Genomic DNA, 23,569 nt, shown 5'->3' with positions numbered 1-23,569 from the left:
CATCATTCCCGGCTCAAGCCCGTCCGTACACGTCCTGGAAGCGAACGATGTCGTCTTCTCCCAGATATTCGCCGCTCTGCACCTCGATCATCACGAGGTCCAGCACGCCGGGATTCTCCAGGCGGTGCTTGTGACCGGCGGGAATGTAGGTGGATTCGTTGGTTCGAACGAAGATTTCCTGATCGCCGTTGACGACCTTGGCCATCCCGCACACGACGATCCAGTGCTCGCTGCGATGGTGGTGCATCTGTAAACTGAGGCTCGCGCCGGGCTTGACTTCGATGCGCTTGATCTTGAAGCGCGGGCCTTCCTCAAGCACCGTGTAGGTACCCCACGGGCGGCTCACGGTGCGATGCAATTTGTACGCGTCGTGATTCTGCTTCTTCAAGCGAGCGACAACCTGCTTCACGTCCTGCGCGCGATCCGGATGCGCAACCAGCAGCGCGTCCGGCGTATCGACGATCATCAGGTCGGCGACGCCAACCGCAGCCACGACGCGATCCTGACTTTGCACGTATGTGTTCCGGCTATCGACGAAGATCGCTTCGCCGACGGCCCGGTTGCTGTCCTGATCCGGCGCGACCAGCTCGCGTACGGCGTTCCACGAGCCGATATCGCTCCAGCCGAAACTGGACGGCACCACCACCACTTGGGACGAACGCTCCATCACTGCATAGTCGATCGAGATGTCGGGCATCTTCTCGAACGACTCGGCGGGAATCTCGAGCATCTGTGCAGAGCCTTTGTCCGCTTGCAGCGACGCCCAACACGCATCGGCGGCCGTGGCAACGTCGGGAGCGTGACGCGCCATCTCGTCGAGAATGACGCCGGCCTTGAAGCAGAACATGCCCGAGTTCCACAAGTAGTTGCCCGCCGCAACGTATTCGGCGGCCTTCACCGCGTCGGGTTTTTCGACGAAGCGCACCGCGGCGCGGCCGCCACCGACGCTTTCACCGGCTTCGATGTAGCCGAAGCCGGTGTCCGGGCTCGTCGGCACGATTCCGAACGTGACCAGCTTGTCCTGCTTCGCCAGTTCGACCGCGCTTGACACGGCGGCTGCGAAACCTTGCTGGTCCTGCACCAGATGATCGGCTGCGAGCACCAGCATCAGCGCATCCCGGCCGTATTTGTCCGCTACATGATGCGCCGCCATCGCCACCGCAGGGGCAGTGTTGCGGCCGGCGGGCTCGAGCATGAATACACCGGACTGCTGATTGCCGAGCGCGGCATAGCCGAACTCGTCCTTGCTCATGAAGTAGTAGTCGCGGTTCGTGACCGTCAGGAGTTCTCCGCGCTGCGATTCCGCATCGCCGCCAACCACCGCTGCCGCCCGCCGGTAAGTTTTCACGAGCAAGCTCTCGCCATCGGCGAGCTTCATGAAAGGTTTGGGATGCCCTTCGCGGGAAACGGGCCACAGTCGCGTGCCAGCACCACCGGACAGGATGACGGGGATTAACATCACATACACTCCAGAGATTTAGTATCCGTTGGCAAGGTCAACGCCTTCGCCATTTGCCTCAATACGCCACGGCCTCGGTGTAGTCCGGCCAAACCGGACCAAAATGCGAATTATAGCCGGCGAACTCCTTTCCCCGGAAACTGCCGGGCGCGCCGGACAACCGCCGGGAACGGGCCTGGCCCTCATGCGGGCCGCCGGCGGACGTCACCATGACCGCTCATTCGCTCAGGCACAACTGCAATGCATCGCGCCAATCCGGCATCTGCATGCCGAAGACTTCCGCCAGCTTCCCCAGCGCCATTTTCGAGTTGGCCGGCCGCTTCGCGGGCGTCGGGTAATCGTCCGAGGAAATCGGTACAACCCTCGGCGCATGAGAAGCCATGGCGATACCGAATATCGCCTCGGCAAAACCACACCAGGAAGTCGCTCCGGCAGATGTAAGGTGATAGACGCCGGCCCGGCGCGCCCACCAGTCGGTGTCGGCCGACGCCGCGGCCTGGGCGATGATGTGCGACGTCGCGGCGGCGATGGTTGCGGCCCAGGTCGGCGCGCCGACCTGATCCGCGACGATTCTCAATTCGGGGCGCTCGGCCCCGAGCTTCAGCATCGTCCGCAGGAAGTTTCTGCCGCGCCGGCCATATACCCAGCTCGTGCGCAGGATCACGTGCGCACATCCGGTCGCGGCGATCGCCTGCTCACCCTCCAGCTTCGTCGCACCATATGCATTCAAGGGATTCGGCGCGTCGGTTTCCACATACGCGCCCACTTTCGTGCCGTCGAACACATAATCGGTCGAGTAATGGATCAGCGTGCCACCGCTACGCGCCGCTTCTTCAGCGAACACGCGCGGCACATCGACATTCAGCCGCCGCGCGAGCTCGACTTCGCTCTCCGCCGTGTCCACCGCCGTATAAGCGGCCGGATTCACGATCAGTGCCGGCTTCAGATCTCTCGCGAAAGCACGCACCCGATCGAGATCGGCGAGATCGAGCACCGAACGGTCGCACGGCACCACTCGGCCGAGCCCTTGGAGCGCCCGCAACAATTCGAATCCGATCTGACCGGTTACCCCGGTCACGAGAATCGTGGGCGTGTGCCTTGTGTCCTGTTTCAAGCGTAGACCTCGGCTTCGCTGAGTCGCGCCCCCGCGGCGTCCTTGGCCGCCAGCAACGGGTCCACATCGACCGGCCATTCGATTCCGATTGCCGGATCGTTCCACACGATACAGCGCTCGTGCTCGGGATACCAGTAGTCGGTCGTCTTATACAGGAACTGCGCAGCGTCGGACAGTACGACGAAACCATGCGCGAAACCAGGTGGAATCCAGACTTGCCGATGATTCTCGGCCGACAGGACGACGCCAACCCACTTGCCGAAATCCGGTGAGCTCCTGCGGATGTCGACCGCAACGTCGAATACCTCGCCCTCCACGACGCGCACGAGCTTTCCCTGTGCATGCCGAATCTGGTAGTGCAAACCGCGCAGCACTCCCTTCGCGGAGCGCGAATGATTGTCCTGAACGAATTCAACGTCAGCCGCCACGTGCTCCGCGAACTCGCGCGCATTGAAGCTTTCATAAAAATAGCCGCGCGCGTCGCCGAACACCTTCGGCTCGACGATTTTGACTTCCGGCAGCGAGGTTGCCGTTATTTGAATTGCCATGCGACCTGATCCGAAAGAAGGTGTTCGAGATAACGCCCGTAGCTGTTCTTTGCCAGCGGCACGGCCAGCCTGCGCAATTGATCTGCGTCGATCCACTGCCTGCGATAGGCAATCTCTTCCGGGCAGGCCACGACGAGCCCTTGCCGCTTCTGCAACGTTGCGATGAACGTCGCCGCTTCGATCAGCGAATCGTGCGTGCCGGTATCGAGCCATGCGTAGCCGCGGCCCATGATCTCGACGTCGAGTTCGCCCGCAGCGAGATAGCGGGAATTCACGTCGGTGATCTCGAGCTCCCCGCGCGCGGACGGCTTGATGTCGGCGGCGATGTCGCACACCTGGTTGTCGTAGAAGTACAGGCCCGTCACCGCATAGTTCGAGCGCGGCACCGCCGGCTTCTCCTCGATCGACAGCGCGCGAAAGTCCCTGTCGAATTCGACGACACCGTAACGCTCGGGATCCTGTACGTGATACGCGAACACGGTCGCGCCCGACTGCTTCGCGTCCGCACGCTCGAGCTGTTTCGCCAGATCGTGCCCGTAGAAGATGTTGTCACCCAGAATCAGCGCCGACGGATCGTTGCCGATGAAATCCCGTCCGATGATGAACGCCTGCGCGAGCCCGTCCGGCGACGGCTGCACCGAATATTGGATATTCATTCCCCACTGGCTGCCGTCGCCGAGCATTGCCTCGAAGCGCGGCGTATCCTGCGGTGTCGAAATGATCAGAATGTCGCGAATTCCGGCCACCATCAGCGTGGACAACGGATAGTAGATCATCGGCTTGTCGTAGACCGGCAGCAGCTGTTTCGACACGACGTGCGTGATCGGATACAGCCGCGTGCCGGAGCCGCCCGCGAGAATGATGCCTTTACGTGCCATCGACCATGCCCTCAAGTGCGTTGCGCGTAATTCGTCTCGACCCAGTTGCGATATTCGCCCGACACGACGTCGTCAACCCACGCCTGATTATCGAGATACCAGCGGACAGTCTTCGCCAGGCCCGTCTCGAACGTCTCTGCCGGCTTCCACCCCAGTTCGCGCTCGAGCTTGCGCGCGTCGATCGCGTAGCGGCGGTCGTGACCGGGACGATCCGTCACATAGGTAATCTGGTCGCGGTACGAACCCGCCGCCTTCGGACTCGCGCTGTCGAGCAGGTCGCATAGCGTATGCACGACGTCGAGATTCTTTTTCTCGTTCCAGCCGCCGACGTTGTATGTCTCGCCGGGCACGCCGCGCGCAAGCACCTCGCGGATCGCACTGCAATGATCACCGACGTACAGCCAGTCGCGCACGTTCTGGCCGTCGCCGTAGATCGGCAGAGGCTTGCCCGCAAGTGCGTTCGCAATCATGAGCGGAATCAGCTTCTCGGGAAACTGATATGGGCCGTAGTTGTTCGAGCAATTCGTCGTCAGCGTCGGCAAGCCGTAGGTATGGTGATAGGCGCGCACGAGATGATCGGAGCCGGCCTTCGTTGCCGAGTACGGGCTGTTCGGCGCGTACGGCGTCGTTTCGGAGAATTGCGGATCGGTCGGGGACAGCGAGCCGAATACCTCGTCGGTCGACACGTGCAGGAAGCGAAATCCGGCCTTGTCGGCATCGTTCAACCCGCTCCAGTACGAGCGCGCCGCCTCGAGCAACGTAAACGTGCCGACGACGTTGGTCTGCACGAAATCGGCAGGACCATGAATCGAACGATCAACGTGACTCTCGGCTGCGAAGTGCGCGACGGCGCGCGGCTTGTGCTCGGCAAACAGTGCGTCGAGCGCGGCCCGATCGCAAATATCGACACGCGCAAACACGTGCTTCGGATTGCCGCTGAGCGACTGCAGCGTGCGCAGATTGCCCGCATAGGTCAGCTTGTCGACATTGAGCACGGGCTCGACGTCGTGGCGCAGCCAATCGAGAACAAAGTTGGCGCCGATGAAACCCGCCCCCCCCGTCACCAGGATCATGAGACTTCCTTTAGAAATGTGCGGCCCCGCCCGGGCGGGCGCTCATCGCATGACATATCACGGGCGGCAACGCCCGAGCCACGTCAGGCCCCGGATTTTAACCGGTCGCCATGATCGTCAATGTCACGAAGTGCCAATTTTGTGCGAGAAACAGGCAATTATAGGAAATTGCGGCAAGCAAGGCTCATGCCGGTAACAAATTGATACAGGCCGGCCTTGGGCATCAGCGAAAAATCGACCGGTTGAAGTGACATCAAGATCGCACCCGATATAGCGTTCTCGGTTCTACCAACCCGCCGGCTTTGCAACGTGGCCCATCCCGTTCACTCGGCGTAGGCGGCGATGGCCTGGCGACTGCGGTCGTTCAGCCACTGAGCGAACAAGCCGGAGTCATGCCCGACACACCGGCCCCTACTATCGTCGCGCCTAACTTTGACCCCAACAACTTGAGCCGTGCGTAAGCGATCCGGTGAGTTCACTGCCGAAGTAGAACGGCAGCCGTCCGGGCGCGACAACAAGGTGCTCAAGCGCCTTGCTCCTGTCCGCCTTCCCTGCATTCCGAGACCCCGTCTTGGGGGCTTACGACGCCCGCAAGTTCCGAGAGGGCAAGCGTCACAATCAAGCGCGCGTTGCGCTCTCACGGCGACGCTGCGATGTTCTGTCCACCATGCTGGGAACGGCACCATTTACCAACCCAAGTCGACCCCGAGCGCTTGACGAAACATATAGCCCCCGCCTTATTGGACGAACGGGAATTCGCTAGGCATACACCAGCCGTGACGTGATGAAATACGACCATTCAGTAAGCATCGCCACTAAAGTCGCTCCATCCAGTTACGATAGGCCGACGCACGCGTCAGAAAGTACGGCCGAATCGTATAGCCCAAGGTATCAAAAATTCTTCGGTGCCTTCTGTAGATGCGAATGGCGTCTTGAGGGACAATCAAGCGGCGCCAAAGCCCGGGGCTTCCTTGCCATCCGTGACGGTTCGGCGTCGCACGCATTTTGTCGATACTGAGGCGCGCCAGCCAGGGAACAACGTCCTGGGCACTGCCCCCTAATGCAGCGATTTGATTGCCAAGCACTACTTCAGGGTTCGCAACGGCATCTTCGTATCGAAGGCGAAGCACCTCGGGATCGTTCCACCATTGATAGGTGATCGAAAGCAGATCTTCGGCGCCCATGCCAAGAGCGTATTCAAGAAATTCGGGGGAGGACGGGCTGGCGTTCGCCAATTCCCCGGGCAATTTTACATTCCCCTCAAGCCATCGGCTCGTTCCCGGTTCGTATCGAATGTAGTGCAGCGCCGACACAAGAACGTCGAGCGGATGTCTTGCTACCGTCAATACCCGAAATTGATTTTCGCGAAGCCACGCTTGAAAGTTCGGCTCGCGATACCAATGGATCTGAAGAAAACACCTCTGCGGTAAAACGGCCGGAGCATCGAGATAATTGTGAATCGCGATCTCCTGCATGGACAATGCGCCAGCGAGCGTTGATCTGATCCATGAATTCCCGCTCCGCGGGGAACTCACCACCGCGATACGCAAAATTTCACTAGATGGGCAATCCTGAGCGTTGGTGGACAAACTATCTCCTGTAACTCGCATATATATTCTAGATAACGAAAGGTCTCGCACAGTCGCTTCAATCGGCGACGCACCTCCCCACCTCATCCTGTACCACGACAGTGCACTGACAGCGGAAGTCTTGGCCGTGGCCCCGCCAGTTGCGTCGCTGCTTCCCCACGCTCGTATCGCCGGCCTGTGTCGGAATCAAACGTCCCGCGGCAACCGACAATCTGCCGATAGGCCGTACCGATTCGACTGACCGGCGGCGCATCCTGCCGTGCGACACAGTAAGCGCTGATACAGCATCACGCTTAAGACACAAGTCGCCAGATAGGTCTGGTGCACTTGTCACGCAGACCCACTAGCTTTGTCATGCACACCGGCACTTGCTTGTCGACTCCACTTGTTTTCCATCAGGCGCAGCGACTAAGCCCGGCGAGCGCTCCACGCTCCGCATGCCGCTCGGCGCCAAACGCAAAGCTAGCATTCAGTGACGTGCGGACTCACCCTCTTCGGCGGAACAAAAAACCAGTTCGATGTCCGGATTCATGTACGACACTGCTGTCGAAACGTTGCTGACAATGTGGAGAAGCACATTGCAATGCGCCATAGTCATCGCATCGCGAATCACTTCCCAAGCCATCCTAATGTTCCAGTTATCCGGATTTGCAGCGACCAAGTGTTGCACCTGAAAACCTTCTGCACGGCGCTCCTCTGGCCCCAACTGGTCGTAGCGCGCATCTTCAGCCTCGGTCGTTCGGCGGACATCCTCGTAGCAAAAGATCTTGTCGCCAAATTCTTCCCTGAAGACATTGATTACTCGATCCTGATCCGTCGCAAGAAATACCGCCCAGTCCGGCGAATCCCTTTTTAATCCGCGAACCTCGAGCTGGCGCTTAATCCCGTCTATATACGATTGGATGTGTGCGATTTTTCCGTTCGGCTGCTCGATCACGTGACTCGGATGCTTGACGTGCGCCGCAATCATAAACTTCCCGGCGAAGTTCGCCCGGAATTCATCCAATTCGCGCTGGTATCGAGGGCGCAAGCGCACATGATCCCTGAACACCTTGTTGTATTGCGAGCGAATGCGAGAAAATTGACCGCTCTTATACAATTTATACGCGTGGACATAAGTAAGTTGCGGCTCACGTTCATGATTGAACACCGCGACAGGAGGACGCCCCTTTGCGTACAGGAAGCCCTCGTCGTCCATATCTGCGTCGCTGAGGCCGTAGAGCGGCTCGAACAGCTTGGACCAGACATTTCCCTCGTTCGGGCGCCCATAGCAAAAGCTCATGAATTGAGCCGTACCTAGGCGCTTGATCATGCGATCCACGTTCCAGTCTGGCAAGACCATGTGACACCGCTTGTCACGCTGGTCCCACACCAAATGACTCATGAATGAGTTGAATACCGAGAAGAAGCCCCCGTCATGAGACTGCACAACGGTACGATCAACACCAGGCAGTGATGCAGAACGATGTCCCAGAAGCCGCTCTACGGTCGCTGGCAACTCGGCCGGCAATCTGGTAAAGCGTGAACCGCATTGCCGGGGCCGAAATGACCGAAGCTTGGTATCGATCAACTCACCGTAATTCAGCTCGAGTCCAGTAAAACTGAACTCGGCGGCGAGTTGGCGCCGCGCACGTACCGTCGTCGCGCTTATGCCGGACGAAATGTATTCAAACGCGTCCGTGAGTGCCTTGCTGACGTCGTCGATGTCCGCGGCAAATTGCCGGCCGACGACGAGATTATCGATTTCGGGGTAGCGTGCCGGCATCGCAATAGTAGCCGGTATAGCAAAAACGCCGGGCGTCGAAATCAGATCGTTATGACCACCAACAGCTGTTATTGCAAGTACTTTCCCCAATGCCAGGGCTTCTCGCGGCCCGATAGAATATCCTTCACCGCGGGAGCAATTCACGAAAACATCACATTCCTCGATCAGCGAATTTTTCTCTTGATCAGTCAGGGCGGCACAACTGATGACAATATTCGTTGCCTTTCTAGAGTCGACCAGTTTCTTGACGCGCTCAAAACTTGAGCCGATCGCCAGATTTGAATGTATCGTGAGCTCCACGTCCTGTCGATCACCGAAAGCACGAATGAACCCCTCGACAAGCGCCTCAACACCTTTACGTGCATGAAATGCTGCAATCGAACAGAATCTAACCTTACCATCCGACGAAGCCCTATAGGGGCGGCTCAACAGTCCTTCAATATCCAAGGCGAGTGGCAGTGTACCCACGCCTATCTCGACGCCCGATTTCCGAGCCACGTCTTCCAAGTGCCGGCTCATGAAGAGCGCAAAATCGAAGTTCTCGTTAAGCACTTTGACCCATTGAGACGGTAGCTCATCGGAGTCGTAAGCGATATGAGCAAATCGCAATGCACCAGGCGGAACCAGGGTGTAATTCAAGTCATATGCACCGTTCCACAGCACGTCCGCATAGAAGACAACCTTCGCCTGCGAAAGATCGGTGCAAACGGGGACCACCGTTCCATTCGGCAGTACGATTTCCCGCTCAGTACGGAAATGCGGCTCGGTCGGAAAAATGGAAACAGAATAAAATCGGCTCAACATCTCACACGCCGCATACGTCACAGCGCCGATTCCAGTCCCGAAAGTACAGCGACCAATGACGCAAATCGAATTCGATACCAAAATTTGCTCCATTAATACTAGGATCGGCGTTGCATCATGCGCTTTATGCATCGCAGCGGGCCGGTCAATTTCCACGATGTACTCCGAAGCACCGCATGCAGCGCGGCCGACACACGCTCCTCTTGTAAGCGGAGCGGACCGATCATGTGCTCAAGTTCGTCGATCTTCCCCTGCAAGCGTCCCCTTTCCTGGTTCGACCACGCAACATGTCTGGATGACTCGTCGATCCTTTCCTGCAAGCGCACCCTTTCCTGGCTCAGCCAAGCAGCATGTCTGGATGACTCGAACAGCTCCTGGTAGGCCGTGTCGCGCTCGGTGCTCAGCACTTGTGCGGACTTTTCACTCTCGGTCAATCGCGTGCGCAATTCGGCCAATTGGGCGCGATGACTCTCGAGATCTCCCTCGCTTGCCGCAACCCGCGCCTTGAGTTGCTCGATCTCGTTTTGCGATATCTTTGAATTCTGCACGACACAATCTTGGCTTGAGTCTTTCAAAACAACTTGCGACGCCTGCTCGTCATGCGCACGATCGGTCATGCTGTTCAATCGCACCTCTAATTCTTCTCGTGCGCCCTTTTCCAAAGACCATCCCTCATGAGCCTCTTGCAGCTGTTTCCGCGATTCAATGAGCTGCTGCTCCAAATCCATCGCACGCCGAATCATGTCGGACTCCGATGCCCGAATAAATCCGTCAAACCAGTTTGGCGGAACCATAAAGGCGTGTTTCAATTCATCCATCTTTTCTGCCGACACGTAGAAGCGATTCAGACCATCGAAATAGACGAAATGATATTTCGCTTCCAGCAAAAGGGCTTCCCAGTCATCATGCGACGGTATCTGGGAATTCGGCTCCGTGGCCTCGACCAGGATGATCCAAGGGCGAAAGGTATTGAAATCAGCACTCGCCAGCACCTCTCTTTCGTTACCTTCAACATCAATCTTGAGGAAATGGACCGGCCTCTCGCCGACATACGTCGCGCATATATCGCGCAATGTCGTGACCGCAACGGTTACCTGACTGATGTCCCAGTTCGCGCTCCTATACCCTTCGGCGAGCCTTTGAATGCCCGTCGAAATGCCGTTACCGCCATCCACTGCGAAATACTGGGCGACCGTCTGCTTGTTCTCCACGGCAACTTGCAGATTGACGTCTTCCGGTCTCGCCTGAGCCAGTCGATCGAACGGCCCGGGCATCGGCTCGATGTTTATGCCACGCCAGCCACGCTCGTAGAATGCCGCGGTTACCGAATCTGCATATGGCTCGGCAGCGCCGACATCTATGTAGAATCCGCGATCGACTTTAGCGAGCGCGCGCCGGAGCATCACATCTTCATAGTTCTGCGCGTACGATACAAATTTCATCGATCAAACAACTCGAATGACCACACGTTAGAGAGATGGTGTGCGGCCCATTTACGCGCAAGCACACCGGGAGCAATGCCATGCAATCACTTTCTGGCAGACGCGACGTTCTTGCAATACCAGTCGTAAGTAATCGCCAACGCTTCGTCGAACGAGAATCGTGGCTTGAAGCCCAAAGCCGTCAGACGCGAGATATCGTATGCACGCAATTTTTGGCCATCCGGCTTTGTCGCATCCCATTCCACGCTGCCGCTGAAGCCCGAAATCTGGCAAAGCGTGTCGACGGTATGCCGGATCGTGTGCGATTGACCGGTCGCCAGATTGATTGCGCCCGTGTGATTTTCGGCGATAAGACGAAGCGCGTACGCAGCGTCGCCACTGAAGAGAAAATCCCGTTCAGCCTTCCCAGACCCCCAGACGGAAATGGGCTGCCCTAGAACAGATGCACGATAGAACTTCGACACAAGCGACGGAATGACATGGCCGAATTTCTCGTCGAACTTGTCGTGCGGACCAAAGAGATTGGTGGATACGCAAAATGCGTAGTCCATTCCGTATTGATCTTTGTAGGCCTCGAGCTGCGCAAGCATACCGCGCTTGCTGTGGGCGTACGGAGCCTCGGAATGATGCGGCGCCCCAACCCAGATTTGCTCCTCCGACATCGGGAGACGGACCTGATCAGAGTAAATGGCTGTCGAGCCCATGGCGACAAACTTCTTGCACCCTGTCTGACGTGCAGCCTCGACTACATTGGTGTTGATTCGAACGTTGTCGAGATACGCGATGCCACGATTGGACATATTCCCCATGATGCCGTACACCCGCGCCGCCATATGGAAAACGATAGTCGGGCGCAATTCATCGAACATTTTTTCAGTCGCGCTCTGATCTCTAAGATCGATATCACTGCTCGTGATTGCGACGACGTTCGAGTAGCCCGAGTCCGCCAATTCCTGCTTTAATGCGTGGCCGATCACTCCACCGGCGCCCGTGATCAATACGCTTTCTTCAGATCCCGCCATTCCTAAATTCTCCAAATTTTTACCATTTGCTTCCCCGTCAAACACTTCGCGACCGCAATCGAGTTCAACGATGGATCGAACGTGATGCTGCAAACGTCAGTGCCTCAATAATTATACAGACACTACGCTACCGACGGCTCCGACTGCCCCAAGGAGACGACCGCAAGGGCGAGGCGTCGTGGATTCCTCAACACAATGGCTCGACGCGCGGCGGCGGGGCGAGGAAGGCGGAAGCCGTCAAGCTCCAAAGACTGTTGATGGATGCCGGCGGCATCGAGTTGCTCGATGCCGCGCAATGCAAAGTCGCAAACCAGCGAACCTTCGAAGCCGACATGAAATCCGCCCCTTCTCCGCGAACCGTTTGTGGAGCGCGCCCAGGCGGCAAAACATGCTCTGCGAATGGAAGAGACGCGAGTCCCACGCACATTCGAAATACGGGTCGTGACGAACGCCAGACGCATCTATCTTGTCTTCGTCAAAATATGTAAAGAATCTACGTCTTCGCCGCAATCGCGTGGACCATGATCACGCGACAACATCATCCCGCACTGCCATCCTGCGGAGTACGTACATCGAATGGATGAACTGGACCGGATGAATAGAGCCACGCATGCTACCTGGCAAACCGTGATCGATCGCGACGCCGGCACCACTCTATGATTCAGCGGCACGCGCGCCGATCGCGTGCTCTCAGCAGAATCGGCAACTGTCCGGGAAACGCGAACCGTGCGCCGCCGACATCAAGCTGTCCGGTGACGCAGAGGCCTTATCCGCAATGCGGGGGAAATGATGCAGAAAGGACTGGATGAGGGAGCCGGGCACTGCAGACCATCAAGGATCACCGGGTCGAAACATGCTGCGTGCGCAACGATCACGCACTCGGCCTCGGCACATCGCGCGGCGGCGACGACTCGAAAACCGCCGTGTGGGCGGCTTGGGCACGTCGGGCGCGGCCGCAACCTGTAATCTTGCGCGCACGCGTGAAGTACATGGCTCAGATATCGAGCAATTCGCTGTTCCGAACGCAGATGTCGGGGAGTATGGCCGGCCCAACACGATAAGACGTAGGGAGCCGATCGCACTCCGCCAGGAGCGGCTCGTCACCGGACATCGTGCCGTCGTATGCCGCCGCGATCACGCACGCACGGCCTGGCCGGTCGACGCGCTCAGCCTGTTGTCGCCTCATAAGCCGACACGACCTCTTCCGTCGGCCCGAAAGCGCGCACACGGCCACGCTCCATCCAAAGGACCTTGTTGCACACCTTTCGGATTTCGGAGTTCGAGTGCATCGCCAGCACGACGATTTCCGCACGGCTGTGCAGGTCCGCCAATCGCGCTTCGGCCTTGTGCATGAACGATGCGTCGCCGACTCCCATTACCTCGTCGAGCAACAGGATTTCGGCATCGACCGCCGTCGATACTGCAAACGCGAGCCGCACCTTCATCCCGCTGGAGTACGTGCGGATCGGAAGGTCCAGATAATCGCCGAGTTCGCAGAATTCCGCGATGTCGCGCTGTTTCGAACGAATCTCCGCATCGGACATGCCGAGCAGCAGGCCTCTGAGCCGGATGTTCTGCATGCCGGTCGAGTTCTCGTCCATACCGAGGCCGATATCGAGGAGCGGCACCACTTTTCCTTCACGCGACAACTGGCCCGCCGACGGCGGATAGATGCCCGCCATCGCACGAAGCAATGTCGATTTCCCCGCCCCGTTGTGCCCGATCAGGCCCACGCGATCGCCACGCTCGAAGCGAAAACTCACGTCGTCGAGCGCGCGCACGACGATCACGCCGTCGTTGCCCTCGGCGATCCTGTTGCGACGCCCCATGTTGAGCACCTGCTTCTTGAGCGAGCGCCCCTGCACATCGAAAATCGGCAAATCGAGCGTTACGCTCTGCAATTCGATAAACGCCATATCGTCTCTCTCAGACCCAGTACGGAATGCGCTTCAGATAACGCCCGGTCATCAACATGGCGACAGGCCAACCGATCGCCGCCATGCCAATCGTCACGCCCCAGGTCAATTCACTGGGCATTTGCCCGATCAGCGGGCCGCGCACGAGGTCGATCAAATACGCGAGCGGATTCCACTCGACAATGAACGAGAAGCGATTCAGCGCATCTGGGCGGAAAATGATCGGTGTGACGTAGAACGCAACCTGAAGCAATGCGCTGACGATCTGCGGCAGGTCGCGAAAGCGTGCCGACAGAAGGCCCACCACCATTGCGATCCACGTGGCGTTCAGGACATACACCAGCAGTGCCGGAATGAACACCGGCAACGTCGCCCAACTCTTCACACCGAAGATTGCCAGCAGCGCGACAACGATCACGAAGTTGTGAGCGAGGACGATGATGTTTCGCCACACGACCTGCAGGATGTAGATCAGTTTCGGCGTGGACATTTGCCGAATATAGGGCGCGCTGCTGATATACGCGGTGCTGCCTTCCACGATGGTCGTCGAAAACAAACCCCACAGCACGATGCTCGCGGCAAGAAACGGCAGATATTCGTTGATTTTTTGCCCGAACAACGTACCGTAGACCACGCCCAACGACGTGATCATCACGCCCATACTGATCGTGAGCCAGAACGGCCCCAAGCGCGAGCGCGCATAGCGTTGCCGGATTTCGAGCCAGCCAAGCAGGGTCCATAACCGCCACGCCGTGATGCTTTTCTTTAGGTCAGCAAGTGAAAGGGTCAGCATGCAAGCATTCAAAAATGAAAGAATAGGGGGCACCCCGGCCCATCAATGAGCCCACGCCCGCCGCAGTAACCAGCGCCGCAAATGGGAGCACAGGGCCGCGTGCATCGGCTTGTTGGCGCGTGCCCCGGGAGTGCACAGCGAGCGCCGCCCGGACGCGGCCAACGCCCCATAGTGAAGGCGGGCAATCTATCCGAGGCGCCTCAGCGCCCGGCATTTTACCCGGTCGCCATGCCCGCCAGCGTCATCTGATGGTAATTTTCGGAAGGAAGCCAAGAATTATAAGAAGTCTGCGGGCGCAAAAGCCATGCTGCTAACAACTTGAAACAGCGTGCCAAACCCGCGTCGACCGAGCGGAAATACGCGTGTGAGCATTCCTTCGGCTCGGACGGTAGCTCGCGGACGGCCCATTTTTGTGCGACTTTTTGCTAACGTACGCCTAGATCTGCACGTTCACGACTCCATGCTCCCTCGTCCCATCGCCATCGGCGACATCCAAGGCTGTCATTCCGCTTTCCACTCTCTACTGGAAAAGCTTTCACCCCCCGCCGACACCCCGCTCTGGGTTGCCGGTGACGTCGTCAACCGCGGCCCGGAGTCCCTCGCCGCGCTGCGTGCGCTCGTCGAGCTTGGCCCGCGCGCGACCGTCGTGCTCGGCAACCACGACCTCCATCTGCTCGCGGTTTCCGCAGGCATCCGCACCGAACGCCCGGGCGACACCATCGGCGAAATCCTCGACGCGCCCGACGCCGACGCCCTCCTCGAATGGGTCCGTCACCGCCCGTTCGCACATTTCGAACACGGGATGCTGCTCGTGCACGCGGGCGTGCTGCCGCAATGGGACACGTCGCTCGCGCTCGAACTTGCGGACGAATTGCAGCGCGCGCTGCGCGCGCCGGACTGGCGCGAAACGCTACAAAGCCTGTACGGCAACGAGCCGAACCAGTGGAGTCCGAACCTGAAGAAACGCGACCGGATGCGCGTCGCGTTCAACGCGTTTACGCGCCTGCGCTTCTGCACGCCCGACGGCGCGATGGACTTCAAGGCCAACGGCGGCCCCGACAGCGCGCCGCCCGGCTACCTGCCGTGGTTCGACGCGCCGGGCCGCCGCACCGAAGACGTGACGCTCGTATTCGGCCACTGGGCCGCGCTCGGCCTGATGCTGCGCGACAACGTCGTCGCGCTCGACTCGGGATGCGTGTGGGGAAACCAGCTGTCGGCCGTGCGACTGACGGCCGACCCGGCACAGCGTACGGTCACGCAGGTGCAGTGCGAAGCGTGCCGCACGCAGGGCGGCGAATAGCCCGCACGCGACACGCGCGGGCGAAAGAACATCACCCCTCGCGCCCCGGCACCGGCTCCTCGGCCGTCGCCTCACCCGCCGCCCCCGCGCCGACTTCGGTCGCCGGATACGCATGCCGCTCGAGTTCCGCCAGCGACTCGGGCGACGGCTTGCCGACCTTCGCCTGCAGCGTCTCGAGCGCGACCGCGATCGCGTCGCGCGCCGCCGTGGAGGTCGCGCGGCGGTCGCCGCCCGGCGGGATCGGCTCGCACACGTACAGGTGCGCGACGAGCGGGCCGCCGCGCAACACCATGTCGAGCGACTTCCCGAGCGACAAATCGCCCGTGTAGGCCGGCGCGACCGACTGCCGCCGCTGCGCGTCCTCGTACATCAGGCAAACCGGCTGCACCGCGCAGCCGGCCGACACCGCGGCCTGAAACAGATTCGCATGGAACGGCAGCAGCGCCTGCCCGTCCGACGTGGTGCCCTCCGGAAACACACACATCAGGCCGCCATTGCGCAGGCGCTCGGCCATCTCGTGCATGATCCGCATCGCCTCGGTACGCTTCTCGCGCTGCAGGAACACGGTATCGAGCTTCTCCGCGAGCCAGCCGACGACCGGCCACTGCCGCACCTCGGCCTTCGACACGAACGGCGTCGGCCGCCACGCGTTGATCGCATAGATGTCGATCCACGACACGTGATTGCCGACCACGAGCGCGCTCGCGTCGAGCCGCGCGCCGTCGTTGTGGACGACGAGACGCATCCCGCAGATGCGCAGCATCTTGATGGACCAGCGGCGCGTCATCTCGGCGCGGCGGGCGGGCGTGACATGCGAAAAGCGCAGCGCGACGATCGTCATGCCGCGCAGTAGGTGAAAGACGAGACGCAGCTTGCGAAGAGCGGTCATGGCGAGGATCCGGCGTGGTTCAGTGGCGCTCGAACGCGACCTGCCCCGCCACGAGCGTCGCGCGTACGCAGGCCGGCAGTTCGTAGCCGAGGAACGGCGAGTTGTGCCCCTGGCTCTTCAGCGCACGCGGTTCGACGCGCCAGTGCGCGCGCGGGTCGAATACGCACAGGTCGGCCGCGGCGCCTTCGGCCACGCGGCCGGCCGGCAGCTGCAGCACGTCGGCCGGCGCGGCCGTGATGCGGCGCAGCGCCTGCGCAAGCGGCGTGTTCGTTTCATCGGCCCACTTCACCGTGAGCGACAGCAGCAGTTCAAGCCCCGTCGCACCGGGCGTCGCTTCGGCGAACGGCAGCAGCTTCTCGTCGTCGTCGACCGGCGTGTGATCGGAGCAGATCGCGTCGATCGTGCCGTCGGCGAGGGCTGCGCGGATCGCTTCGCGGTCGCGCTCGCCGCGCAGCGGCGGGTCGAGCCGGAACTGCGAATCGAAGTAGCCGATGTCGATGTCGATCAGGTGCAGATGATTCACGCCGACGTCGCACGTCACGGGCAGCCCCTCGGCCTTCGCCTCGCGCACGAGCGCAAGGCCGGCCGCCGACGACAGGCGCGCGAGGTGCACGCGCGCCCCGGTCACGCGCATCAGTTCGAAGATCGTGTGCAGTGCGATCGTCTCGGCCGCGACCGGCACGCCGGACAGCCCGAGCCGCGACGCGAGCGCGCCGCTCGCGGCGACGCCGCCACGGCCGATGAACGCGTCGAGCGGACGCAGCCACGTCGTGTAGCCGTAGGTGCTCGCGTACTGCAGCGCGCGCAGCAGCACCTGCGTGTCGCGCACCGGCACGTTCGCGTGCGTGAAGCCGACGCAGCCCGATTCGGTCAGCGCGACCATCTCGGTGATCACCTCGCCCTTCAGGCCGACGGTGAGCGCGCCGAGCGGATGGACGTTCGCCTGGTGCAGGTTGCGCGCGCGGAACTTGAGCATCTCGACGAGGCCCGGCTCGTCGAGCACGGGGTCGGTGTCCGGCGGGCACACGAGGGTCGTGACGCCGCCCGCGACGGCCGCGGCCATCTCGGACGCGAGCGTCGCCTTGTGCTCGTAGCCGGGCTCGCGCAGCCGCGCGCACAGGTCGACGAGGCCGGGGGCGACGATCAGGCCCGACGCGTCGATCGTCTTCTCCGCGTTGAAACCGGCCGGCGCTGTACCGGCCGGCGCGAGCGCGGCGATCTTGCCGTCCGCGACGAATACGTCGGCCTGCCGCTCGGTGCCGGCGACCGGATCGATCAGCGTGCCGCCTTGGATATGAATCTTCATGCGCTGTCTGTGAATGCGTTGATTGCGTTGAATGCCTGGATCAGGATGCGCGAAAGCGGGCTCAGTCGCTGTTGCCGGCGACGATGCCCATCACCGCCATCCGCACGGCGATGCCGAACGTGACCTGGTTGAGGATCACCGACTGCGGGCCGTCGGCGACCTGCGAGTCGATCTCGACGCCGCGGTTCATCGGGCCCGGGTGCATCACGATCGCGTCGGGCGCGGCAAGCGCGAGGCGCTCGGGCGTCAGGCCCCAGGTCTTGAAGTACTCCTGCGCGGACGGCAGCAGCGCGCCGCTCATCCGCTCGTTCTGCAGGCGCAGCATGATGATCACGTCGACGCCCTTCAACCCTTCGTCGAGGTTGTTGAACACCTTCACGCCCATCTGCTCGAGACCGCCCGGCAGCAGCGTGCGCGGGCCGATCGCGCGCACTTCCGGCACGCCGAGCGTGGTGAGCGCGTGGATGTCCGAGCGCGCGACGCGCGAATGCAGGATGTCGCCGACGATCGCCACGCGCAGCTTCGTGAAGTCGCGCTTGTAGTGGCGGATCGTGTACATGTCGAGCAGGCCCTGCGTCGGGTGCGCATGGCGGCCGTCGCCGGCGTTGATCACGTGCACGTGCGGCGCGCAGTGCTCGGCGATCAGGTACGGCGCGCCGCTCGATGCGTGACGCACGACGAACAGGTCGGCATGCATCGCCGACAGGTTGTTGATCGTGTCGAGCAGCGACTCGCCCTTGCTCGTCGACGACGCGTTGATGTTCAGGTTCAGCACGTCGGCCGACAGGCGCGTCGCGGCGATCTCGAAGGTCGTGCGCGTGCGCGTCGAATTCTCGAAGAACAGGTTGAACACCGACTTGCCGCGCAGCAGCGGCACCTTCTTCACCTCGCGGTCCGTCACGCTGACGAACTGCTCGGCCGTATCGAGAATGTGATTGACGATCGAGCGCGGCAGGCCCTCGATCGACAGCAGGTGTTTCAGCTCGCCGTTTTTCGTGAGCTGCGGGTTGCCCTTCAGGAAACCGTAGCGGAACCGCTCGGGGCTCGCGGCCGCGGCGGGATTGCCGGTGCGGCCAGTGGTGTCGGTGGTCATGGTGTGCGTGATTCCAACTATGCAAACGGGCCGCGGCGCGAACCGGCGGCCCGGGATACGGTTTCGCGGTTCGCTCAGGCGCCGTGCGGTTCGATGCGCAGCGTGAGCTGGGCGGCTTCGTCGCGCGCGAGCACGAGCGTCGCGTCGGCCGGCACGTCGAGCGTGCCGCCCGCGAAGCGCGCGGCGACCGGCAGCTCACGGCCGCCGCGATCGGCGAGCACCGCGAGCTCGACCGCGGCCGGACGGCCGTAGTCGAACAGTTCGTTGAGCGCGGCGCGCACGGTGCGGCCGGTGTACAGCACGTCGTCGACGAGCACGATGCGCGCGCCGCCGACCTCGAACGGCAGCGACGTCGGGCTGGCCTGGCTGTGCAGCCCCTTCTTCGCGTAGTCGTCGCGATGCAGCGCGACGTTCACGACGCCGAACGCCGGCGCGCCGAGATCGCGCGCGAGGCGCTCGGCGAGCCACACGCCGCCGCTGTAGATGCCGGCGAGCCGCGGGCCGCCCGGCTCGGCGAAGGCCGTGCCGTATGCGTCGCGAATCTGCTCGAGCAGGACGCGGTAGAGCGCGTCGGCGTCAATGGTGCTCATGGTCGGACAATTGATCGAGATACTGTTGAAGGATCACGCGCGCGGCCTCGGCATCGAGCATCTCGGCGCGGGCGCGCCCGCGCACGTTGCGCTCGCGCAGCCCGGCCTCGGCCTCGACCGACGAATAGCGTTCGTCGACCCACGTGACAGGCAGCCCGAAGCGGCCGTTCAGCTGGTTGCCGAAGCGCTTCGCCTGCTGCGTCATCTCGTGCGGCGTGCCGTCCGGATGCATCGGCAGGCCGACGACGAGCGCGTCCGGCCGCCATTCGGCCAGCAGGTCGCCGACCGCCTTGAAGCGGTGTTCGCGGTTCAGGTTGGGAATCACGACGAGCGCGCGGGCCGAGCGCGTCAGCGCATTGCCGATTGCGACTCCGATCCGCTTCTCGCCGTAGTCGAACCCCAGCAGCGTCGCATCGCGCGCACTCGCGCCACTCATGCGTGCCCTGCTTCGCCGGACAGCATCGACGAGCTGACACCGAGCAGGCCGAGCGCGGCTTCGAAACGCTCCTCGGCCGGTGTGTCGAACACGATGCGCGGATCGGCGGCGACCGTCAGCCAGCCGTTGCGGGAAATTTCTTCCTCGAGCTGCCCCGCGCCCCAGCCTGCATGGCCGAGCGTCAGCAGGAAGCGCTTCGGGCCGGTGCCCGTCGCGACCGCCTCGAGCACGTCCTTCGACGTCGTCATCTCGAGCCCGCCCTCGACCGACATGGACGAGTTGTAGTTCGCGCCCTCGACCGGCTCGTGCAGCACGAAGCCGCGCTCGGTCTGCACCGGGCCGCCGAAGTACACGGGAATGTGCAGCAGCGGCTCGATGTCGAGCTTCAGGTCGATGCGGTTGAACAGCGATTCGAGGTCGATGTCGGTGGGACGATTGATGACGAGGCCGAGCGCTCCGCGCTCGCTGTGATCGCAAAGATAGACCACCGTTCCTGAAAACGTGGGATCGGCCATGTTGGGCATGGCAATCAGGAACTGGTTGGTGAGATTGATGCGATCGGAAGGCTTTGACATGGTTTGAATTTTAGCAAAGACGCCGCGACCTGACCGGGCCGCGATCAACAAGCAACGCCGCGCGACGCTGGCAACGACGCACGCGGATCACACGGCACTCTAACACGCGCGCGGGCGCTGTCGGCAGCGTGTTGCCGGCCCGCGCGACAAGGGCTGCCGGCGTGTACGCGCCCCGTGGCGCATCAGGTCCGGCCGAGCGCCTCGCCGAGCGCGCCGGACGCCGCGGTCAGGTCCGGTGGCGCCACCCCCGCGGCGATCTTCAGCAGCGCGCCGCGCAGCAGGTCGGACGCGCGGCGGTGCGCACCGAGCCCGTCGCCCGCGAGCGGCAAGCCGTGCGCGGCACGGCGCCACGCCAGCCCAAGCGTATCGGCCAGCAGCGCCGCGTGGCCGAGCCCGAGCGCGCACGCGGCCGTACCGACCCGATAGGCGGCCGCGGATGCGCGCCATGCGGCCCCCGCATCGGCCGTGCCCGGATCGAGCGCGAGTTCGGCCATCGACGCATCGGCGGTCTGCAGGAAATCCTCGTACGCATGCGCGTTGACGGTCACGACCCCGAGCATGCGGGTGGGCGCCACCGCGACCGCGTCATGCTCGGCCTGAGCGGCGCCGGCTTCCCACAGCGCCTCGGACGCCGGCGTGCCGGCGACGTGCCAGTCCACGGTCAGTCCATAGTCGTGCAGCACGTCGACGAGCACGACATCCTCGGCCGCCGCGCCGAACAGCGCGAAATCGCGCCATAGCAAGGCGACCGACTCGCGCACGAGCGCCGGCGGCGCATGACGCCTGCCCTGCGCATGCTCGCCGAGCAGCAGGTTGGTCCGCGCGAGGAAACGTTTCAGTTCGGGCGCATTGGTGGCGCGCAGCGCGCGCAGGCACGCGGCGGCGAGCCGCCAGAAGTCGTACGGGCCGTCGCCGGCTAGTGCCGCCACGATCGCATCGAGTTCGTCGAGCGCGGCGTCCGGCGATCCGTTCGGCGTGCCATTCGGCGAGCCGTTCGACGTGCCGTTCGCAGTGCGCAGCACGCCGAGCAGCGCCTGCTCGTAGCGGGCCCGCGCCCGGCTCGCGAACGCGTCGGACATCGGCCGCAGCGTCGCCAGCGGCATCGCGCGCCCGACGAGGGCCAGCACGTCGAGCGGCACGCTCGCGTGCAGGTCGGCCGCGCCTTGGGCACGCAGCGCACGGAAATGGTCGAACAGGAGCGGCGAGCAGGCCAGCTCGCGCAGATTATGGCGCCCGACCGCCGCGCGGAAATCGCGCAGCGCGATGCGCCAGCCAGCGGAAGTCGGTTCGGCGGCGGCGAGCGGCGCCGCGGCGGCGAGTTGCCCCGCGAAACGGGCGGCCGGCAGCCAGCCGGCCTCCGCCAGCACGGCGGCGGCGGCCGACAGCGGCGCGGCCGCGTCGTCGCGACGCTCGAAGGCGTCGGCGGCCGCCGCGAGCCATGCGTCGGCCGCGCGCACGGCCCCGCCACGCGGGTTGGGCAGTGCGTCAGGGAGGGGAATGTTCGCCGGATCGGACGTCATGGACACGCGCGCCTGTCATCGTCTAGTCGCTCGCGCCGGCCGCGGCGCGCAAGCGCCGGGCAACCGCGAGGCCGCGAGCGGTGTGTCCGTGGGCCGAGGGTCCGATCAGATCTGGACCATCTCGAAGTCTTCCTTGCGGGCACCGCATTCGGGGCACGTCCAGTTGATGGGGACGTCTTCCCAGCGCGTGCCCGGGGCGATGCCCTCTTCGGGCAGTCCGGCTTCTTCGTCATAAATCCAGCCACAAATCAGGCACATCCAGCTCTTGTATTCCATCTTAAGCCGCGTCGGGGAAAAGTCGGTAAATTCGGGAGCCATGATGGTACCGTGTCGGGGCCGGACTGCCTAGCAATCGCACTGGAGTACAGCGACTACGTTGCGTTGGGCTAAAAAATCCGTCGTGCGGGCCGGATTTCCGCCGCATAATGCCTAAAAAGTGCGGCCTGCCGGGGCAACACCGGGCCAAACCGCCCCCTTCGCCTCGCCGTCCGCAATTCCGTCGCTTCCCCGTTTTTTCTTGCCCTTTTTTTACATGTCCAGCAACGCCCCTCCGATCGTCCTCACCTTTGGCCTGTCCGATCCCACCGGCGGCTCCGGCATCCAAGCCGATCTGATGACTCTGGCGAGCATGGGCTGTCACGGCGTGTCCGTCCTGACGGGCTATACCGTGCGCGACTCGGCCGCCTGCGACGAAGTCACCGGCCTCGATCCCGATGTCGTCGCCGCCCAGGCGCGCATGTTGCTCGAGGACATGCCGATCGCCGCGTTCAAGATCGGCGCGGCGACGCGCGCGGAAGTCGTGAGCGCGATCGCCGAAGTGGTCGCCGACTACGACGGCGTGCCGCTCGTGCTCGCCCCGGACTTCACGCTCGACGACGAGCACGTGCTCGCCGCCGACGACCTGCGCGAATCGATCGCCGACCTGCTCGCGCCGCAGACGACGCTGCTGGTCGCCGATCACGCGACGCTGCTCGCGCTCGCGCAGCCGGACGGCGACGCCGAGGCGCCGAATCTCGACGCGGCCGTGTCGCACCTGCTGTCGCAGGGCTGCGAGTACATCCTGTCATCGGAAACAGGCTCGCACCGGCTCGTCAACACGCTGTACGGCGAGGAAGGCCAGCTCCGCGAAGACATGTGGGATCGTTCGCCGCACCGGCTGATGGGCATCACCGACACGCTCGGCGCGGCGATCGCGGCACTGCTCGCGAACGGCCAGGAGCCGCCCGAAGCGGTGCGCGAAGCGCAGGAATACCTGTACCAGGCCGTGCGCGACGCGTTCCGGCCCGGCATGGGCGCGTACCTGCCCGACCGGTTCTTCTGGGCCCGCAGCAACGACGATGCGGACACGCCGCCGGCCGTGAAGGCCGATCCGGTGCCGAGGACGTCGCACCGCCATTGACGCCCGCACGGCGGCCCCGCGCCGCCGTCGCGCGCGGCTCGCCATCGCTTCGGGGCGG

21 protein-coding genes are annotated in these 23,569 nt (G+C 62.6%); 2 read left to right on the top strand and 19 right to left on the bottom strand.

Annotation, left to right across the window (positions count from 1 at the left end):
- Positions 1-13 precede the first annotated feature (13 nt).
- The 11 genes from BAMB_RS03810 to BAMB_RS03765 all read right to left on the bottom strand — a co-directional run bounded on the left by BAMB_RS03810 (position 14) and on the right by BAMB_RS03765 (position 14,403).
- Positions 14-1,459 carry a mannose-1-phosphate guanylyltransferase/mannose-6-phosphate isomerase gene (locus tag BAMB_RS03810; RefSeq protein WP_011656134.1) on the bottom strand — a complete coding sequence of 482 codons (1,446 nt, stop codon included), beginning with the start codon at positions 1,457-1,459 and terminating at the stop codon, positions 14-16.
- Positions 1,460-1,676: 217 nt separating this feature from the next.
- Entirely contained in the window at positions 1,677-2,573 is an 897-nt protein-coding gene (gene rfbD / locus BAMB_RS03805) for a dTDP-4-dehydrorhamnose reductase (RefSeq protein ID WP_011656133.1), read from the bottom strand.
- On the bottom strand, positions 2,570-3,121 hold the full coding sequence (gene rfbC / locus BAMB_RS03800; RefSeq protein ID WP_011656132.1) for a dTDP-4-dehydrorhamnose 3,5-epimerase: 552 nt from the start codon (positions 3,119-3,121) through the stop codon (positions 2,570-2,572). Before rfbC ends, rfbD begins: the two co-directional genes overlap by 4 nt.
- Positions 3,106-3,999 carry a glucose-1-phosphate thymidylyltransferase RfbA gene (rfbA, locus tag BAMB_RS03795; protein WP_011656131.1) on the bottom strand — a complete coding sequence of 298 codons (894 nt, stop codon included), beginning with the start codon at positions 3,997-3,999 and terminating at the stop codon, positions 3,106-3,108. The genes rfbC and rfbA overlap by 16 nt, the downstream gene beginning before the upstream one ends.
- An 11-nt stretch (positions 4,000-4,010) precedes the next feature.
- The gene (gene rfbB, locus BAMB_RS03790) at positions 4,011-5,072 is read right to left on the bottom strand and encodes a dTDP-glucose 4,6-dehydratase (RefSeq protein ID WP_011656130.1); all 1,062 of its coding nucleotides are present in this window, start codon (positions 5,070-5,072) and stop codon (positions 4,011-4,013) included.
- 815 nt (positions 5,073-5,887) lie between these two features.
- Complete coding sequence (locus tag BAMB_RS35150) at positions 5,888-6,661, bottom strand: sulfotransferase domain-containing protein (protein ID WP_158380523.1); 774 nt, start codon at positions 6,659-6,661, stop codon at positions 5,888-5,890.
- 469 nt (positions 6,662-7,130) lie between these two features.
- Complete coding sequence (locus tag BAMB_RS03785) at positions 7,131-9,386, bottom strand: glycosyltransferase (RefSeq protein WP_227739456.1); 2,256 nt, start codon at positions 9,384-9,386, stop codon at positions 7,131-7,133.
- Positions 9,329-10,672: an FkbM family methyltransferase gene (locus tag BAMB_RS03780; RefSeq protein WP_011656127.1), complete on the bottom strand. Its 1,344-nt coding sequence runs from the start codon at positions 10,670-10,672 to the stop codon at positions 9,329-9,331. The genes BAMB_RS03785 and BAMB_RS03780 overlap by 58 nt, the downstream gene beginning before the upstream one ends.
- 86 nt (positions 10,673-10,758) lie before the next feature.
- Positions 10,759-11,787, bottom strand: coding sequence for a GDP-L-fucose synthase family protein (locus BAMB_RS03775; protein ID WP_198488753.1), 1,029 nt, complete (start codon positions 11,785-11,787; stop codon positions 10,759-10,761).
- A gap of 1,073 nt (positions 11,788-12,860) precedes the next feature.
- On the bottom strand, positions 12,861-13,610 hold the full coding sequence (locus tag BAMB_RS03770) for an ABC transporter ATP-binding protein (RefSeq protein ID WP_011656124.1): 750 nt from the start codon (positions 13,608-13,610) through the stop codon (positions 12,861-12,863).
- A gap of 10 nt (positions 13,611-13,620) precedes the next feature.
- On the bottom strand, positions 13,621-14,403 hold the full coding sequence (locus BAMB_RS03765; protein WP_011656123.1) for an ABC transporter permease: 783 nt from the start codon (positions 14,401-14,403) through the stop codon (positions 13,621-13,623).
- 460 nt (positions 14,404-14,863) lie between these two features.
- On the opposite strand from BAMB_RS03765, the gene BAMB_RS03760 reads away from it, so the two are divergent.
- A complete protein-coding gene (locus BAMB_RS03760) occupies positions 14,864-15,703 on the top strand; it encodes a symmetrical bis(5'-nucleosyl)-tetraphosphatase (RefSeq protein ID WP_011656122.1) in 840 nt (279 codons plus the stop codon).
- A gap of 31 nt (positions 15,704-15,734) precedes the next feature.
- On the opposite strand, the gene BAMB_RS03755 is transcribed toward BAMB_RS03760, so the two are convergent.
- The 8 genes from BAMB_RS03755 to BAMB_RS03720 form a co-directional block, all read right to left on the bottom strand.
- Positions 15,735-16,592, bottom strand: coding sequence for a lysophospholipid acyltransferase family protein (locus BAMB_RS03755; protein ID WP_011656121.1), 858 nt, complete (start codon positions 16,590-16,592; stop codon positions 15,735-15,737).
- Positions 16,593-16,611: 19 nt separating this feature from the next.
- A complete protein-coding gene (locus BAMB_RS03750) occupies positions 16,612-17,898 on the bottom strand; it encodes a dihydroorotase (RefSeq protein WP_011656120.1) in 1,287 nt (428 codons plus the stop codon).
- Between the two features lie 61 nt (positions 17,899-17,959).
- Positions 17,960-18,991, bottom strand: a complete 1,032-nt coding sequence (locus tag BAMB_RS03745; protein WP_006751103.1) for an aspartate carbamoyltransferase catalytic subunit — start codon at positions 18,989-18,991, stop codon at positions 17,960-17,962.
- 74 nt (positions 18,992-19,065) lie between these two features.
- On the bottom strand, positions 19,066-19,581 hold the full coding sequence (pyrR, locus tag BAMB_RS03740; RefSeq protein ID WP_011656119.1) for a bifunctional pyr operon transcriptional regulator/uracil phosphoribosyltransferase PyrR: 516 nt from the start codon (positions 19,579-19,581) through the stop codon (positions 19,066-19,068).
- A complete protein-coding gene (ruvX, locus tag BAMB_RS03735; RefSeq protein WP_011656118.1) occupies positions 19,568-20,017 on the bottom strand; it encodes a Holliday junction resolvase RuvX in 450 nt (149 codons plus the stop codon). Before ruvX ends, pyrR begins: the two co-directional genes overlap by 14 nt.
- Positions 20,014-20,592, bottom strand: a complete 579-nt coding sequence (locus tag BAMB_RS03730; RefSeq protein WP_006751106.1) for a YqgE/AlgH family protein — start codon at positions 20,590-20,592, stop codon at positions 20,014-20,016. Before BAMB_RS03730 ends, ruvX begins: the two co-directional genes overlap by 4 nt.
- Positions 20,593-20,774: 182 nt before the next feature.
- Positions 20,775-22,112, bottom strand: a complete 1,338-nt coding sequence (locus tag BAMB_RS03725; RefSeq protein ID WP_011656117.1) for a FimL-related protein — start codon at positions 22,110-22,112, stop codon at positions 20,775-20,777.
- A 105-nt stretch (positions 22,113-22,217) separates the two neighbouring features.
- The gene (locus BAMB_RS03720; RefSeq protein ID WP_004186709.1) at positions 22,218-22,388 is read right to left on the bottom strand and encodes a rubredoxin; all 171 of its coding nucleotides are present in this window, start codon (positions 22,386-22,388) and stop codon (positions 22,218-22,220) included.
- A 256-nt stretch (positions 22,389-22,644) separates the two neighbouring features.
- Here BAMB_RS03720 and BAMB_RS03715 point away from each other — a divergent pair, with 256 nt between their 5' ends.
- Entirely contained in the window at positions 22,645-23,511 is an 867-nt protein-coding gene (locus tag BAMB_RS03715; protein WP_011656116.1) for a hydroxymethylpyrimidine/phosphomethylpyrimidine kinase, read from the top strand.
- Positions 23,512-23,569: the final 58 nt, after the last annotated feature.

Source organism: Burkholderia ambifaria AMMD (genome assembly GCF_000203915.1).
Classification (GTDB): Bacteria; Pseudomonadota; Gammaproteobacteria; order Burkholderiales; family Burkholderiaceae; genus Burkholderia; species Burkholderia ambifaria.
The sequence above is the reverse complement of the archived record's forward strand: the minus strand, read 5'-3'. Positions and strand labels throughout refer to the sequence as shown.